This is a genomic window from Halorubellus salinus, assembly GCF_020567525.1.
GTDB lineage: Archaea > Halobacteriota > Halobacteria > Halobacteriales > Natrialbaceae > Halorubellus > Halorubellus salinus.
Genome location: NZ_JAJCVI010000007.1, coordinates 189,938 through 205,017, shown reverse-complemented (window position 1 = coordinate 205,017; position 15,080 = coordinate 189,938). Strand labels below are relative to the sequence as shown.

Annotated in this window: 11 protein-coding genes; 2 read left to right on the top strand and 9 right to left on the bottom strand. The window is 65.0% G+C overall.

Annotated features, from left to right (window positions below):
* Positions 1-15 precede the first annotated feature (15 nt).
* The 5 genes from LI336_RS20465 to LI336_RS18930 all read right to left on the bottom strand — a co-directional run bounded on the left by LI336_RS20465 (position 16) and on the right by LI336_RS18930 (position 8,569).
* Positions 16-1,347, bottom strand: coding sequence for a HEAT repeat domain-containing protein (locus LI336_RS20465; RefSeq protein WP_227134737.1), 1,332 nt, complete (start codon positions 1,345-1,347; stop codon positions 16-18).
* 1,298 nt (positions 1,348-2,645) lie between these two features.
* Positions 2,646-3,842, bottom strand: a complete 1,197-nt coding sequence (locus tag LI336_RS18945) for an orc1/cdc6 family replication initiation protein (RefSeq protein ID WP_227134736.1) — start codon at positions 3,840-3,842, stop codon at positions 2,646-2,648.
* Between the two features lie 866 nt (positions 3,843-4,708).
* The gene (locus tag LI336_RS18940) at positions 4,709-6,340 is read right to left on the bottom strand and encodes an acetate--CoA ligase (RefSeq protein WP_227134735.1); all 1,632 of its coding nucleotides are present in this window, start codon (positions 6,338-6,340) and stop codon (positions 4,709-4,711) included.
* A gap of 100 nt (positions 6,341-6,440) precedes the next feature.
* Entirely contained in the window at positions 6,441-7,193 is a 753-nt protein-coding gene (locus LI336_RS18935; protein WP_227134734.1) for an SDR family NAD(P)-dependent oxidoreductase, read from the bottom strand.
* A gap of 299 nt (positions 7,194-7,492) precedes the next feature.
* Entirely contained in the window at positions 7,493-8,569 is a 1,077-nt protein-coding gene (locus LI336_RS18930) for a phosphotransferase family protein (RefSeq protein ID WP_227134733.1), read from the bottom strand.
* 190 nt (positions 8,570-8,759) lie between these two features.
* Between LI336_RS18930 and LI336_RS18925 the strand changes: the two genes are divergently transcribed.
* Positions 8,760-9,986 (top strand): acyl-CoA dehydrogenase family protein, encoded by a 1,227-nt coding sequence (locus LI336_RS18925; protein ID WP_227134732.1) that lies wholly within the window; start codon positions 8,760-8,762, stop codon positions 9,984-9,986.
* Positions 9,987-10,067: 81 nt separating this feature from the next.
* Here LI336_RS18925 and LI336_RS18920 read toward each other — a convergent pair whose 3' ends face one another.
* Together LI336_RS18920 and LI336_RS18915 are read right to left on the bottom strand one after the other, a co-directional pair.
* Positions 10,068-10,871, bottom strand: a complete 804-nt coding sequence (locus LI336_RS18920; protein WP_227134731.1) for an alpha/beta fold hydrolase — start codon at positions 10,869-10,871, stop codon at positions 10,068-10,070.
* Positions 10,871-11,275 carry a hypothetical protein gene (locus tag LI336_RS18915; protein ID WP_227134730.1) on the bottom strand — a complete coding sequence of 135 codons (405 nt, stop codon included), beginning with the start codon at positions 11,273-11,275 and terminating at the stop codon, positions 10,871-10,873. Before LI336_RS18915 ends, LI336_RS18920 begins: the two co-directional genes overlap by 1 nt.
* Before the next feature lie 118 nt (positions 11,276-11,393).
* Between LI336_RS18915 and LI336_RS18910 the strand changes: the two genes are divergently transcribed.
* Complete coding sequence (locus LI336_RS18910) at positions 11,394-12,941, top strand: dihydrolipoamide acetyltransferase family protein (protein ID WP_227134729.1); 1,548 nt, start codon at positions 11,394-11,396, stop codon at positions 12,939-12,941.
* A gap of 51 nt (positions 12,942-12,992) precedes the next feature.
* On the opposite strand, the gene LI336_RS18905 is transcribed toward LI336_RS18910, so the two are convergent.
* On the bottom strand, positions 12,993-13,961 hold the full coding sequence (locus LI336_RS18905) for an alpha-ketoacid dehydrogenase subunit beta (RefSeq protein ID WP_227134728.1): 969 nt from the start codon (positions 13,959-13,961) through the stop codon (positions 12,993-12,995).
* A complete protein-coding gene (locus tag LI336_RS18900) occupies positions 13,954-14,979 on the bottom strand; it encodes a thiamine pyrophosphate-dependent dehydrogenase E1 component subunit alpha (RefSeq protein WP_227134727.1) in 1,026 nt (341 codons plus the stop codon). The genes LI336_RS18905 and LI336_RS18900 overlap by 8 nt, the downstream gene beginning before the upstream one ends.
* Positions 14,980-15,080 lie beyond the last annotated feature (101 nt).

Below are 15,080 nucleotides of genomic sequence, written 5' to 3'. Positions count from 1 at the left end.
GCAGTTGTCTCCAGTTCATTCCAGATTACGGATTGCCCGACTTGCTGCTCGACTCACTTCTGGGTCGGAATCGATACGACGCTCCTTCAGTGCGGGTTTCGCAGCACTCGCACCGAGCGACCCCAGGGCGTCGCACGCTTCCGCGCGAACGCTGGGGTCTCCGTCGTCGAGGCGTGCCGAAAGCGCATCCACGACGGACTGCTCGGGAACGTCAGCGGCTTGCGCACGGTGCGCGAGTTCCTGGACTGCCTCCTGACGCGTCGCAGGCGTCTCGGCGGTGAGGTCTTCACGGACGTCGGCGATCGCGTCCGATTCGCTCCCCGAAGACGCAACCGCGTCGTCGGCCCCCGTCGAAGATGCGGTCACGTCGTCCGGATTCGTCGAGGATTCGGCCGCGTCGCTAGCGGCAGCGGTTTCGTCGAGGTCGGTGGTCGTCTCCGAGCCGCTAGCGGACGTCCGTCCGGCGGGTTCGCTTTTATTTGAGCGCGTTGCGTTCCCGCTTCCGGAAGGACTGGCCGTGGTGGTATCGTCTGTGGCTCGCCCCGCGTCTCGGGACTGCGCTCGGCTGGTACCAGGGTCCGGAGTCGTGTCCGGTTCGCCAGCGGTCGACGACGTGGGTGGATCGTCTCGCCCCGAGGTCGACCCGGTGCTTGCCGTATCGTCGGCCAACGATATGCTCTCGTCTGGTGAGATTGTCGAGTCCCGCTGCTCCGCCGTCTCCATGCTATCGAGCGAGGAACCGGCGAGCTCCAGAAGCGCGTCCCGCCCCGTGTACCCGAAGTATCCCAGCAGCAGCGAGATCCCCAGTGTCAAGAGCCCGGACGGGAGCGCCAAGATGGAGAACGCGAACGTCAGTGCGAGGTAGCCCATGCCGCCGTACCATCCCAGGGTCGGATACCTGGTGAGTGCCATACCACAGAGTATGGGGACCATCCCCAGGACGATTGTGAGGACGAAGATGCCACCGTAGATCGGCGCCAGGCTACTGCCCGGTACCGGACCGGCGACTAACGCGACGAGGCCGATCAGGACGTTGAAGGCACCGAACGCGAACAGGCCCTTTCGGAACCGACCGATGTTCTTGCGGGCCTGCGCAGCGGAGGTGTCCAACGCGCTGCTGCCCGCAGCGGCGGTGGCGCCTGCCGCTGCAGCGGTCGTCGAAGTGTTCGCGTCCGTACTGGCTCCTGAACCGGTCCCAGTTCCCGTGTCGACTTCGCCACCGGGAGTCAGTGATCCGTCTCCGTCGCCACCGCTCCCGACGAGTCGGAAGACGAGTTTGAACGGGAACAGGACGACCTTGACGATCAGTCCGACGATGAATCGAAGGATCTTCAGGGTGAAGAGCACCGCGACACCCCCATTCCCCCGCGTTGTCTACTCCGCATCGTTGGTATTGGTTGCCGACCCAATCCTCCGGATAGAGCAGGTGCTCCTCCAGTTGGTTCCACAACTGCGTGTGTCATGTACACATCCCCCGCGTGGTGGGGTCGAACTGGCCGTTAAAAAGGATGGTGGCCTGGCATGCCAGGTCCTCTCGGTGGGTGACGGACACCATGGGTTCCGCTGTTCTACGGTGCTACATCGAGGACATCCCTCGCGACCTCGGGTGGCACCCGATGAACGAACCATTGTGGGACGTGCGGGGATACCCGCTGTCGAGTGGAGCTTCGAATGGTACGGAGGTGACGCAGTACGGGCGGCAGAACAGCGGAAGTGGTGGTGTAGGGGTGGGGGTGTGGTAAGAGGACCTCGTCGTGATTATCGGAATGACGGGACAAACAGGGCGTTTGGCGGCTCTGTGGTCCTCGATGTCGAGAGTGACCCTCCCACCCCACGTGTTCCGTTGTTCTGGGGATTCGATGGGGTGGGTTCTACCCCATCTTCACTCAACCAAAGATGGACTACGGAATTGTTTAGAGTAGGTTGTATTAAAGCTATTTGAATAGACATGGGCTGGAAAGACGTGGTTGTTAGAGAAAGAGGCGGTTGTTAGAGCAAGCACTACGGGAACTGGAGGATGGACGACTACAGATTCGAGGCGTTGGTCGAGTTGAGCGCCTCAGTTGAAGAGATTTCAGCGGCAGTCGTGGGGTGGGTTGGTCGCTGGACGGCGGAGGAGTTCATCCCTGGTGGCCGGAACGACCACCCAGTGGTCCACGGAGTGAGCCGCAGACATCGGGGTGGACGGTGTGAATCAAGGACCGTCGATATCACGATGCGATCGTCGATTCGACGAATGGGCTGAGCATGCTATCGTGATGGGAACGAGCCGTGTTCCGAGTTGAACACTACCGACATGGATGCCGGGACGACCCCACCGGTGGCAGGTCGGAGAACAGCGGAACCAGTGGGGTGGGAGGGTACCCGAGGGACCTGACCGCTCCAACGGAACCCAAAGCAATACTCCACTCCACACGATTCCCCTCTCGCTCAGAACAGCGGAAGTAGTGGGGTGGGAGGGCACCAACAGAACACGACCACGTAGAGACAGGAGAACGCAGAGACGGTGAGGTCCACCCCCCCACCTCATGGAAGCGAACACCCCTGTCCCACGTCACTCAGAACAACGGAACCAGTGGAGTGAGTCTATGAAGGCGAGTTCGAGAACCGACTCCAACGTCCGTTCGCGGCGTCGAGCCCGGTTGTCAGACGCCGTCGACGGCGAGGTCGAGGAGTTCGCTGACGCCGGCGCGAACGATGTCGGCGTCGTGGTTGAGTTGCTGTTCGGTGAACTTCCCGCCGTCCCGGCCGCGGTTGGTCTCGGTGCGGTCGATGATACCGAGCTGGGCGAGCGACGCGAGGTGGTCGCGGACGGACCGCAACGACACCGGTTCGTCGCCCTGCTGGCGGCAAACCTCCTGGTACACTGGAACCACGTCCCGCGTTCGTGCTGGGGTGTCGCCGCGTTCCTCGAGAACGACGAGTGCGTACAACGCGTACTGGCCGTGAGGGGAGAGCGTCGAGATGCCTTCCTCGACCTGGTTCTTCTTGAGCTTGTTCTTCGCGCGACGGACGTGGCCTTCGGTGACGTGACTGGCGTCGTCCTGGCGTGCGAGGTCGCCGGCCATCAGGAGCAGGTCGAGCGCCTGTCTTGCGTCGCCGGAGTCGCGAGCGCCGTAGGCAGCACAGAGCGGGACGACTTCGTCCTCGAGGGTGTCGTCGTGGAACGCGACGGACTCGCGCTGCCGGAGGACTTCCTGGAGCTCGTGGGCGTTGTACGCGGAGAAGTTGACCTCGCGTTCGCACAGCGAGGACCGGACCTTCGAGGAGAGGTTCTCGCGGAACGAGAGGTCGTTGGAGATGCCGATGACGCCGAGGTCGACGTCGTCGATGACACCGTTGTCGCGAGCGCGCGACAGCTGGTAGAGGATGGAGTCGTCGTTGATGTGGTCGACCTCGTCGAGGACGACGAGGACGGTGCCACCCTGGTTCTCGAGTTCCTCCCAGAGGGCGTTGTAGACGGCGGCCTGTGGGTAGCCAGTGGTGGCCATCTCGTTGCCGGGGTCGCGCATGCGGTTGACGAGTTCGACGGCGGTCTGGTAGCTGGTGTTGAGGCCGTCGCAGTTGACGTCGATGGTGGTGAGGTCGATCTCGGGGACGGCTTGGACGTCGCGTTCGAGGCGTTCGAGGAGGAAGCGCGTGGCTGCGGTCTTGCCAACGCCGCTCTTCCCGTAGATGAAGATGTTGGAGGGGTTCTCGCCGTTGATGACGGGCTGGAGAGCGGCGTGGAACTCGGTGAGCTCCTCGTCGCGACCGACGAGCTCGTCGGGGGTGTATTGCTCGGTCAGCGCGTCCCGGTTCCGGAAGACACGCGTATCCTGTTCGAAACTGAAGTCCGTCATGTGATGCCAAACAACTGGGTGTTAAATAAACGCACCGACCGCGGGTTCCGTTGTTTCCTCTGTTACTCCGGGATATAAAACCAGTCGAACCACCCCACCCCAGTACTTCCGCCGTAATCCTGCAAAGCATCCTCCACATCAGTTAGCTTCCACCGCGTATAAACCTCGCCGCAAAAACGAGACGCTGCTGTACGAGGCCACGCTTGAAGTCCGACGCGTGGATGATCACTCGTCTTTCGAGCCTGGGCTACGCGCACTCACTCGAGGTCAGTACCGCCAGCGACATGCCAAACGCGCGACCCCTGGATCCCCGTCTTAGACGCGAACGTCGACGTGGAGAACCCTCGCAAAACCGCCCAGAAGACCCCCCTCTTCCCGCTGATAGCTTTCCTTGCCGTAGCCGCTGAAAGCTGTGCCGCACCGGTCGGCGTAGGGGATTGAGCTCCACTGCCTCCGGTTCGAACAGATCACTCTTTCCGAAGCATCCCCATTGGACGCCCAGTAGAATAGAATCTTAAATATATCTCCTATTTTGGTAGTTATGGGTATAGAGTCGGGATTGTTTCGCAACCACGAGTAGGGAAGGTTGCTCGTTGGAGCAACCGCTCGAGGCCGACCGACGTAACATCGGTCCGTCCAGTGGCCCACGTCCTCGACTCGAGTCGACACGACAGGCTCTGGATCGGCAGTGTCCGATATCACCAGAAAACTCTTGAGGACAAAAACAGGACCTACGACGATCCATCAGTGCATATATACTCTAAATTATAAAAACGCTTTATAACCAGAATTAGTATATATTGGTCCGTACGGCTTGGGATTGATGCCGAGCCGTCTTTGCGGTGGCGGCCCACGGGGCTTCGTCGTCAGACTCGGTCGCGGAGTTCGGTTCGACGGATCTTGCCCGTGACGGTGTGGGGGAGTTCGTCGACGTACTCGATCTCTCGTGGGTACTCGTGCGCTGCGAGGTGGTCCTTGACGAAGGATTTGATGTCCGAAGTGAGTTCGTCGCTTGGCGTTACACCGTCGGAGAGGACGACGAATGCCACGACGACGTTCCCCCGTTCGTCGTCCGGTTTCGGGACGACGGCGGCCTCGGCGATCGCGTCGTGGTCGACGAGCGTGGATTCGATGTCGAAGGGCCCGATACGGTAGCCGGCGGAGAGGATGACGTCGTCCGTGCGGCCCTGGAACCAGAAATAGCCATCGTCGTCTCGCGTGGCGAGATCGTCAGTATGAATCCAGTCGCCGGAACGGACGGCCGCAGTCTCGGCTTCGCGTTCCCAGTACCGGAGGAACGCGCTCGGGAACTCCCTGACGAGTATCTCGCCCGGCTCGCCGGGCGACACGGGTTCGGTCGTCCCCGGCTCGACGAGATGGATGTCGATACCGGGGTACGGTCGCCCCATGCTCCCCGGCTTGACCGTCATGAACGAGAAGTTGCTCACGATGGTCCCGTACGTCTCGCTCGTCCCGTACGCGTCGAGGATGTCGACGCCGAAGCGCTCGCGTGCCCACTCGATCACGGGGGCGTTCAGCGGCTCGCCGATGGAGAGGACGGTCTCGAGGTCGACGTCCACGTCGTCGAGGACGTCGTCGTGGTCCTTGAGCAGCCGGAACGCGGTGGGGACGCTCCAGAGGTGTGTGATCGGATACTCGTCGAGGACGTCGGCCCATCGGTGGACGTCGAACTCGCCAGCGTAGATGAGGTTCGGGACGCCCCAGAACCACGCGCCGAACGCGTTCAAGCCCGTGAGCCAGCCGGGGTCGGCGGTCAACCAGTAGAGGTCGCCGTCGCGGACGCCGAGGGGGTTGTCGACGAAGGCAGCGTTCGCGACAGCGAACCGGTGGCCGTGGAGGACGCCTTTCGCGGGGCCAGTTGTCCCGGACGTGTAGTAGAGGAGTGCGGGGTCGTCGGGCGCGGTTCGGACCGTGTCGAACGACGCGTCGGTGTCGTCCATCCGGTCGTGGTAGTCGATGCAGTCGGCGGGAACGCCCTCGCTGTCGCGGTCGACGACGACAATCTCGTTGGGCGTTTCGAGGTCTGCGACCGCGCGCTCTATCTTCTGGCGGTTCGTCGGCGTGGTCAGGACGATGCTGGCTCGACTGTCGGCGAGCCGGTGGCGGACGCCGTCGACGCCGTAGCGTTCGTTTATCGCGCCGAAGATCGCGCCGGTCTTCAGCGTGCCGAGGATTGCGACGTAGTGCTCTGGGGTTCTGGGGAGGTGCGTGACGACGCGCGTCCCACGGTCGACGCCGAGTCCCGTGAGCAGGTTCGCGAACCGGTCGGACTCGTGGTCGAGGTCTGCGAACGTGTAACGTTCCTCGTGGCCGTCCTCGGCGACCCAGATGAGTGCGAGGGCGTCCTCGCCGGCGTGCCGCCCGATGGTCTCGTGCCCGAGGTTCAGTTCGTCGCGGGCGTCCCAGTCGCAGGCGTCTCGGTAGTGGTCCCAGCTGAACGCCGCTTGCAGCTGGTCGTAGCTGTCTACGTCGAGCATGATGGCTGCCTAGTGTGACACCCCGTACCAATATAAGCGTGTGCCGTCGGTGGTGCGGTACGCCGACGCGGCATCCCAGACCGTCCGTGGCCCCTACCGGTTATTCGATCGTGTAGCCGCCGTCGACGACGAGGTTGTGTCCGGTGACGTAGCTCGCCGCGTCCGAGAGCAGGAAGGCGACCACGCTCGCTATCTCGTCTGGCTCCCCGAGCCGACCCATCGGGGTCCGGTTCTCGGCGAACGAAGCGGTACCGCGGTGGGTGTCGGTCCTGAGCATGGGCGTGTCAGTGAACCCGGGAGACACGCTGTTGACGCGGATCCCGTCCGTCGCGTAGTCGACGGCGACCTGTCGGGTGAGCGCGATCACCCCGCCCTTCGAGGCGCTGTACGCCGCAGAGTTGACGAGGCCGACGACGCCCGCGCCGCTCGCCACGTTCACGATGGCGCCCCCGTCGTCGGCGAGCATCGCCTCGACGCCCGCCTTCGTGCCGTGGTAGACGCCCGTCAGGTTCGTCTCGAGGAGTCGACGCCAGTTCTCCGCGGTGGTCTCGGTTATCGCGTCGGACGCCGCGAGACCGGCGTTGTTCACGACGCCGTCGAGGCCGCCCAGGGCGCCTGCCGCGTCCACGGCCTTCCGCACCCCTTCAAAGTCAGTCACGTCGGTCTCCACGTATCGTGCGCGACGACCCATCTCCTCGACGAGGTCGACCGTCGCGGGTTCGTCGACTCGAGCCTCCCGCTGTACGTCCGCGACGACGACGTCCGCGCCGTCGGCGGCGACCGCGAGCGCTATCGCGCGACCGATTCCGGAGCTGCCACCGGTAACGAGGACCGTCCGTTCGTCGAGTTCCATACACAGACACTCTCGCGCTCCGGGTTAATCCTTCGTAGCCGTTCGAGGTCGAGAACCCACGTCACCACTCCTGGGTCGAGGAATGGAGGCAGTGCCCGCAACGTCCTCGCGTCGGTGTCGATGCCGAGACGGACGGAGGGACGAACCTCCTGGCGGACACGCTGTGAGGGATTGTGGTCCGGCGCGGGCGGCCGGAACACGGCAGACGCGACTGGGAGTGACGGCCCAGTTGTTCGCGACCGATGGATCGCCCGTCGGTCCGGCAACAGCTGTCCGTCGTAGACGGTCCTGGTGTTTATCTATAGGGTCTCGTCCCCGTCGATGATGCGTTGGGCGCGTGCGGCGAGTGCGGGGACGCGGTCCTCCATGATCGGGTAGAGGTCGTCGTCGCTGTTCCCTTCGAGGTACCGGCGGAAGAACATCTCGCCGAGCCCGCAGAGCTTGTACACGGCCAGTGCCAGGTAGAAGCGAGGGTTGTCGAACGAGATGCCGGTCTGGGCTTCGTACCGGTCGACGAGTGCTTGGCGCGATGGATAGCCCTCGGCCTCCGTGAGCGTCGGCGTGAGCTCAGGGATGGCCGGTGGGTCGTCGTCGGCTTCCCGCCAGTAGGCGAGCATCCAGCCGAGGTCCGTAAGCGGGTCGCCGAGCGTCGAGAGCTCCCAGTCGAACACGCCGACGAGTTCCGGCGGCGGTGTCGGCCCGTACATGACGTTGTCGAGCTTGTAGTCGCCGTGGACGAGCGTGTGCGGGTACGAGTCGGGGACGTTCGCTTCGAGCCACTCGCCGACCGTTTCGAGCGGTGGGACGGTGCGTTCGGCGGCGGTGACCTCGAACGCCCAGTCGAGTTGCTTCTGCCAACGATCGACCTGGCGTTCGGTGAACCCCTTTGGGCGCCCGAAGTCGCCGAGGCCGACCGCTTCGTAGTCGATACCGTGGATGGCTGCGAGTGTGTCCACGAGCTCCTCGCCGATGCGCTTGCGATGTTCGGGCGCCGCGAACACCGACGGTTCCTCGTCGCGGAGAACGTGGCCGTCGAGGCGCTCGACCATGTAGAAGTCGCAGCCGATGACGTCGTGGTCGTCCGTCGCGATGACCGTCTCAGGGAGCGGAACGTCCGTGTCTTGGAGGCTCTCGACGACGTGATGTTCGCGGAGGACGTCGTGCGCGGTGTCGGCGATCTCTCCTGGTGGTGGTCGGCGGATGACGTACTCGTCGTCGCCCCACGTGACGAACAGCGTCTCGTTCGAGTGACCGGCCTTGTGGCGGGTTACGTCGAACTGTTCTGCCGGCCCGATCTCGGCTTCGAGGAACGATCGTAACGAATCTACGTCGACGAGTCGCTCGAAGTACGCCTGGGCGTCGTCGTTCCCGTCCATGGTTACGGTGGTGCGGGCCGGAGGGTGGGACTTCGATCGCCCGTCCGACGCCGAAGGTGAGGCGGCCGACTGACTGTACTAGGCATGGCACGTTATAACTCACCACAGGGGCGCATATACGTATTGGTGGCTGAGACGACAGGATACCGGGGTGGGAAACCCTTTAGCCTCGATTGCGCGAAGGTGAGGTATGGAGTACAACGACTCCGAGCGAGCGAGAGAGGTAGCCCTGCGGACCCGCGAGTTCGTCGACGACGTCGTCATCCCCGTCGAGAACGACGTCCTGGGCGGTGGTCCGGTGTCGGAGTCCCAGGTCGACGCGCTGCGCGCGGAGGCACGCGATCGCGGCATCTACGCACCCCAGATGCCGACCGAGTACGGCGGCGAGGGCATGAACTTCCGGGAGATGCTCCCCGCGTTCGAGGAGTCAGGCCGCAGCCTCCTCGGGCCGACCGCGATGAACGTCCAGGCGCCCGACGAGGGGAACATGCATCTCCTCGAACTCGTCGGCACCGAGGACCAGCAGGAGCGCTGGCTGGCGCCGCTGGTCGCCGGTGACGTCAAGTCGGGGTTCTCGATGACCGAGCCCTTGCAGGGCGCGGGCTCGGACCCGAAGATGATCCAGACGACCGCCGAACGCGACGGCGACGAGTGGGTGATCAACGGCCACAAGTGGTGGACGACCCAGGGGAGCGAGGCGGACGTCCTCATCGTGTTCGCGCGAACGGACCAGGACGCGCACCCCTACGAGGGCTGCTCGACGTTCCTGGTTCCCGCCGAGACCGACGGCGTGAACGTGGTTCGGGACATCCCGCACGTCGGCGGTGGGGTCACCGGGATGGGGCACGCCGAGATCGCGTACGACGACGTTCGCGTGCCCGAGGCGAACCTCCTCGGCGACCTGAACGCGGGGTTCCGGCACGTTCAGGAGCGGCTCGGCCCGGCGCGACTCACCCACTGCATGCGGTACTCGGGGATGGCGACGCGAGCGCTCGAGATCGCGAAAGCGTACACGAGCGAACGGCAGGCGTTCGATACGCCGCTCGCAGAGAAGCAAGCTGTCCGGCACGCCGTCGCTGACGCCGAGACGAAGGTGCACGCGGTCAGGACGATGGTCCGCCACGCCGCAGACCAGATCGCTGCGGGAGAGGAAGCCCGTGTCGCGGTCTCGATGTCGAAGGTGTACGCCGCGAACACCGTACAGGAGACGATCGACCTGGCGATGCAGTACTGCGGCGGGAACGGCATCGGGAAGGACCTCCCGCTGGCGGACTTCTACGAGGACGTCCGCCAGTTCCGCATCATCGATGGCGCGGACGAGGTCCACCGTCGCGTCATCGCGCGCGACGCGTACTCGGACGTGACCGACGCGCACCTCGCGAACGTCACTCGCTACGGCGACCCCAGCGATACCTGAACGCTCGGTGCCAGCGCCAGGGTTTCGCTCTGTATTGGCGAATTCGGTCGGTCGAGAGGTCGCGAAAAATGGCTGTCCGGGTCAGCCCAGGAATGCGGTGAGGTCGCCGTAGAACTCGTCGGTCTCGAGCATGGGATAGTGCCCGATGCCCTCCATCGGGCGATACTCGCAGTCGGCGAGTGCGTCGACCGTCTCCTCGACGTACTCCTCGGGGAGGAAGTAGTCGTCCTCGCCGAAGACGTAGAGGACCGGGCAGGTGATGTCGTCGGCCCGTTCGAGGACGTCGTGGGTGTTCCACGCGGTGAGGTCGGCGTGGGTGACGTTCCTGATGGCGTGCTGGTGGAGGAACGCGTGTTCCTCGACGCGCGCCGGGTCGGCGTCGCCGCCGTGACATTGGACGGACGCGTTGTAGTAGAACCGCTCGAAGGACGGCATACCGCCCGCGGTCTCCATCATCATGAGGAACCCTGGCGGGTACGTGGGCGTGCGAAGTGCGCCTTCGAGGCAGACGATGGAGGTGAGTTCGTCCGCGTGGTGGACGGCGAGGTCGAGGACGACGTCACCACCGATGGAGCACCCGGCGACCGTGGGTGATTCCAGATCCATCTCGGCCGCGAACGCCCAGACGAACTCCGCGAACTCGTGCATGGAATCGATGTGGCCGTCCGGATGCGCGAGGGACTTCCCGTGCCCGGGGAGGTCGAGCGTGAGCGCGTGGTAGCCGTCCTCGCCGAGCCGGGGGAGGACGTGACGCCATTCGAGGCCTTCTGCGCCTGCGGTGTGGACGAGGACCACGTCGTGGCCGTCCCGGGGCCCGCACTCCTCGTAGAACGTTCGGACGCCGTCGACGGTCACGTAGCCGGCAGTGATGCCTTCCTCCGTCATCACGCGTCACCTCCAGCGGTCAGCGCAACCTCGTCGTCGGTCTGCGCTCTGAGGACGCGGACCATCGCGTTGATGCCGTCAACCATCCGCGTCGACTCGAGGACGTTCCCCGAGAACTGGAGCAGACCGAGGGTCTGCTGTTCGCCGAACGGGTTCCGCTCCTGTGTGAGGAGTCGCTCCCACTCCTCGGCGGGCCCGGAGATGGCGAACGTCGAGCCGAACTCGGCCTCCTCCGCGAGCACTTCGAGTATCTGGCCGCGGTATATCTTCATCCAGACGGTGTCGTCGCCGACGTCCAACCGGACGGACCCGTCGAAGTGTCGCATCTCCGTAGTGAACGATTCGTCGTCCTCGAGTTCGGACGCGAACTCGCGGAACCAGTCGGCCGTCAGCGGCTGTGTCATGTGGTAACGCCTCACAGCTAATTCGGAAATAGAGACCATAAGTGTTCGCCTCCGGCGAACGGACCGCTACGGCGTTCTCACCCAGTATGGTTTTGGTGACGCGGCCGCATCATCTCCTATGGTCGAGATAGTGACGCTGCCCAAACTCGGGATCAGCGACACCGGCGACCTCGTCGCCTGGGAGAAGGCCGTCGGTGACAGCGTCGAAGCTGGCGAACTCCTTGCCGTCCTCGAATCCGACAAGGCAAGCGCGGAGGTGACAGCCGAGGCCTCCGGCACGCTGCTCGCCATCTACGTCGAGGAAGGTGAGGAGCTCGAGATCGAGCCCGGTCGACCCATCGCCGCCATCGGCGACGCCGACGAGGAGGCACCGTCATCGGACACCGTCGAGGGGATGACCCCGACCGCCACCGTCGACGATTCGAGCCCCACCGGGGAAGGGGCGCAGCAAACGGCAGCCGCTCAGGCTGGCGCGGACTCGGCCGGTGACACGAGCGCGTCCGGAACCGAACCGGAGAAGATGTCGCCGCGAGCACGCCGGTACGCTCGCGAGCACGACGTCGCACTCGCAGGCATCGAGGGCACTGGCCCCGAGGGAGCGGTCGTCGAATCGGACGTCCGTGAGACCGAGGCCGCCCGCGGGGGACCACAGGGTGACGAGACTGACAGTCCCGCGGCCGGCGAGGAAAGCGTCGTTGCGACGACCGACAGTGCAGGCCGCGCGAGCCAAGCTGAGCCAGACGACTCCGGGCCCGCAGTCAGGCTCACGCCGCGAGCGCGCCGGTACGCTCGCGAGCACGACGTCGACCCGGCGACCATCGAGGGCACGGGCATCGATGGCGCCGTGACCGAGAGCGACCTCCGTCGCGCCGTCGAGGGTCCCGACGCTGCCACCGCCGCTCCAGAGAGTACTGGTGCCAGCGCCCCCTCGGGTGCGACCGAGCGCTCTGAATCGGCTGGCGCTGCGACCGCGGGACTCACCGTCACGGAGGAAAGGCCCCTCGCTGGCACCCGGCGGACCATCGCCGAACGCCTCAGTCGGAGTGCCCGCGAGAAGCCGCACGTGATGGGGACGCGCGAGATCAGTATCGAGACGCTCCAGCGCGCTCGCGAACGCCTCGCCGACCGCGGCGTCGACGTCTCCCTGAACGACCTCATCCTCCGCGCCGTCGCGCTCACGCTCCGCGACCTCCCAGCGTTCAACGGCGTGTTCGAGGACGGCGTCCACTCGCTCGTCGCTGAACGCAACATCGGCTACGCAGTCGACACCGACCGCGGGCTCATCGTCCCCGTCGTCGAAACCGTCGACGAGCGTTCGCTAAGCGAACTCGCCGAACACCGCCAGGAACTCGTTTCGCGCGTCCTCGACGGCGACCACACGCTCGATGACCTCCGCGGGGGCACGTTCACTGTCACGAACGTCGGCGTCTTCGACCTCGACGTCTCGTACTCCATCATCAACCCGCCACAGGTCGCCATCCTCGCCATCGGCCGCCGCAAGCCAACGCCCGTCCAACGCGGCGGCGACGTCGCGTTCGAGACGGCGATCACGTTCAGTCTCACCATCGACCACCGCGTCCTCGACGGCGCCGACACCGGCCGGTTCCTCGCCCGACTCGCGGACTACATCGAGTACCCCGGTCTCATGCTCACCGACGAACTCTGAGCGAGCACGACCGCAAAAACCCTGCTTGCGGCCGCCCAACTCCTCACCCGGTCAGAACACCGATTCGATGGCGTCGACGATCTTGCTCGTGGACGGTATCACCTCGTCCTCGAGCGTCGGACTGAACGGGATCGGTGTGTCCTCGACGCCAACGGTCCGCGGTGGCGCATCGAGGCTGAAGAACTCCTCGTCGGCGATCCGAGAGGCGATGTATCCCTGCGTCCCGTAGCGGAGCGGCGTCTCGTCCACCACCACGAGCCGTCCGGTCTTCCGGACGCTCTCGGCTATCGTCTCGACGTCAAGTGGCGAGAACGTCCGCGGGTTCACGATCTCCACGCTGACGTCCTCGGCGAGCTCCTCCGCAGCCTCGACCGACCGGTGGTAGAGGCGTTGCGTGGCGACGACCGTGACGTCCTCGCCCTCGCGTTCGACGACGGCCTCGCCCAGTGGGAGCGTGTACGGCTCCTCTGGGACCTCGCCCTTGAACCCCATGAGCTTCTTATGCGCCAGCACGAACACCGGATTGTCGTCCCGGATGGCGCTCTTCAGCAGGCCTTTCGCGTCGTACGGGGTCGTCGCCGCGACGACGACCAGCCCGGGCTGGTGGCCCGTCCAGGCGTGTACGCTCTGGGAGTGCTGGGCGCCCGCTCGGATGCCCGCCCCTGAAGGCGCGAGCACTGTCATCGGCGCCTTCAGCCGACCGCCACTGATGTACGGCATCTTCGCGATCTGATTGATGAACTCCTCGCCAGCCGTCGCCGCGAAGTCCGCGAACTGGAGTTCCGCGACAGGCCGAAGCCCGCCGATGGATGCCCCGAGCGCGTGCCCGACGATCCCGATCTCCGAAAGTGGCGTGTCTCGAACGCGCTCGGTCCCGTATTTGTCGACGAGCCCCTGCGTCTCGCCGAAGTTCCCGCCGAACGTCCCGACGTCTTCGCCGCTCAGGTAGACGGTCTCGTCGCGCTCGAGCTCCTCGTCCAGTGCCTCGCGTATCGCCTGCACCTGGTTAAGTTCACGCATCGCCCTCACCTTGGCCGTACAGCGGCAATCGAAGCACGTCCTCGTAGGCGGTACTCGGCGCCGGATCTGGGCTGTCCTTCGCGAACTGGATCGCGGCCCCGACCTCGTCGTCGATCTCGTCGACGAGCGCGTCGTACGCTTCCGCCGTGATGTGACCCGCTTCGATGACGCGCTCCTGGAAGTTCGTCACCGGGTCCCGCTCCGCGTTTGACTCTCGCGCCTCCTCTTCGGTCCGATACGCCTGTTTGTCGCCCTCGAAGTGGCCGCGAAGCCGCGTGACGCGACTCTCGACGAGCGTCGGCCCGCCGCCTTCGCGCGCTCGAGTGATCGCTTCGGATATCGTCTCGTACACTGCGACCGGGTCGCTCCCGTCGATGCTGTACGACGGGATGTTCAGCGGTTTGCCGTAGTCGGCGAGCGAGTCGATGCCGACCTGCTGTTGGGTGCTGTAGGAGATGGCGAACCCGTTGTTCTCGATGATGTACACGACGGGGAGGTTCCACGCGGCGGCGAACACGAGCGCGGTGTGGAACGACCCCCGGCTCGTGCCGCCGTCGCCGATGGTCGAGAGGACGACGTTCCCCGTCTCGCGCATCTGTTGGGCGAGCGCGAGCCCCGCCGCGGGGTTCTGGCCGGAGCCGATGGTGGCGGCGTGCCCGTACAGGTGGCGGTCGACGTCCGCGAGGTGCATCGACCCGCCCTTCCCGCCGTTCGGGCCGGTTGCCTTCCCGAACAGTTCAGCCATGATCTCGTCGAAGGGCACGCCTTTGACGATGTACTGGCCGTGGAGGCGTGAACCGCCGACGGCCAACCAGTCGTCGGGCTGCATCGCGACCCCCATTCCCGCGTGGGAGGCCTCGTGGCCGTGACAGAGGTGGACGAATCCGGGGACGCTCCCTTCGCTGAACTCGTCGAGGACACCTTCCTCGAACCGGCGGATGCGGACCATCTGCTCCAGTAGCTCGTCGACGGTCTCGGCGTCGACGTCCTCGAAGTGTGGGTTGGTATCACTCACCATCCTATACCTGAACGTCCACCGTCGGACGTATAAACCTACCTCGTCCCTACGCTCGACACTCGACGGGTTTCGAGACCCGAGCGGATTCGACACCAGTTCAC

Excerpts from the sequence above, each read along its gene's own strand:
- LI336_RS18910 (WP_227134729.1), top strand. The coding sequence starts at position 11,394 with ATGGTCGAGATAGTGACGCTGCCCAAACTCGGGATCAGCGACACCGGC.
- LI336_RS18905 (WP_227134728.1), bottom strand. The coding sequence starts at position 13,961 with ATGCGTGAACTTAACCAGGTGCAGGCGATACGCGAGGCACTGGACGAG.
- LI336_RS18925 (WP_227134732.1), top strand. The coding sequence starts at position 8,760 with ATGGAGTACAACGACTCCGAGCGAGCGAGAGAGGTAGCCCTGCGGACC.
- LI336_RS18930 (WP_227134733.1), bottom strand. The coding sequence starts at position 8,569 with ATGGACGGGAACGACGACGCCCAGGCGTACTTCGAGCGACTCGTCGAC.
- LI336_RS18945 (WP_227134736.1), bottom strand. The coding sequence starts at position 3,842 with ATGACGGACTTCAGTTTCGAACAGGATACGCGTGTCTTCCGGAACCGG.
- LI336_RS18900 (WP_227134727.1), bottom strand. The coding sequence starts at position 14,979 with ATGGTGAGTGATACCAACCCACACTTCGAGGACGTCGACGCCGAGACC.
- LI336_RS18915 (WP_227134730.1), bottom strand. The coding sequence starts at position 11,275 with ATGACACAGCCGCTGACGGCCGACTGGTTCCGCGAGTTCGCGTCCGAA.
- LI336_RS18920 (WP_227134731.1), bottom strand. The coding sequence starts at position 10,871 with ATGACGGAGGAAGGCATCACTGCCGGCTACGTGACCGTCGACGGCGTC.
- LI336_RS18935 (WP_227134734.1), bottom strand. The coding sequence starts at position 7,193 with ATGGAACTCGACGAACGGACGGTCCTCGTTACCGGTGGCAGCTCCGGA.
- LI336_RS18940 (WP_227134735.1), bottom strand. The coding sequence starts at position 6,340 with ATGCTCGACGTAGACAGCTACGACCAGCTGCAAGCGGCGTTCAGCTGG.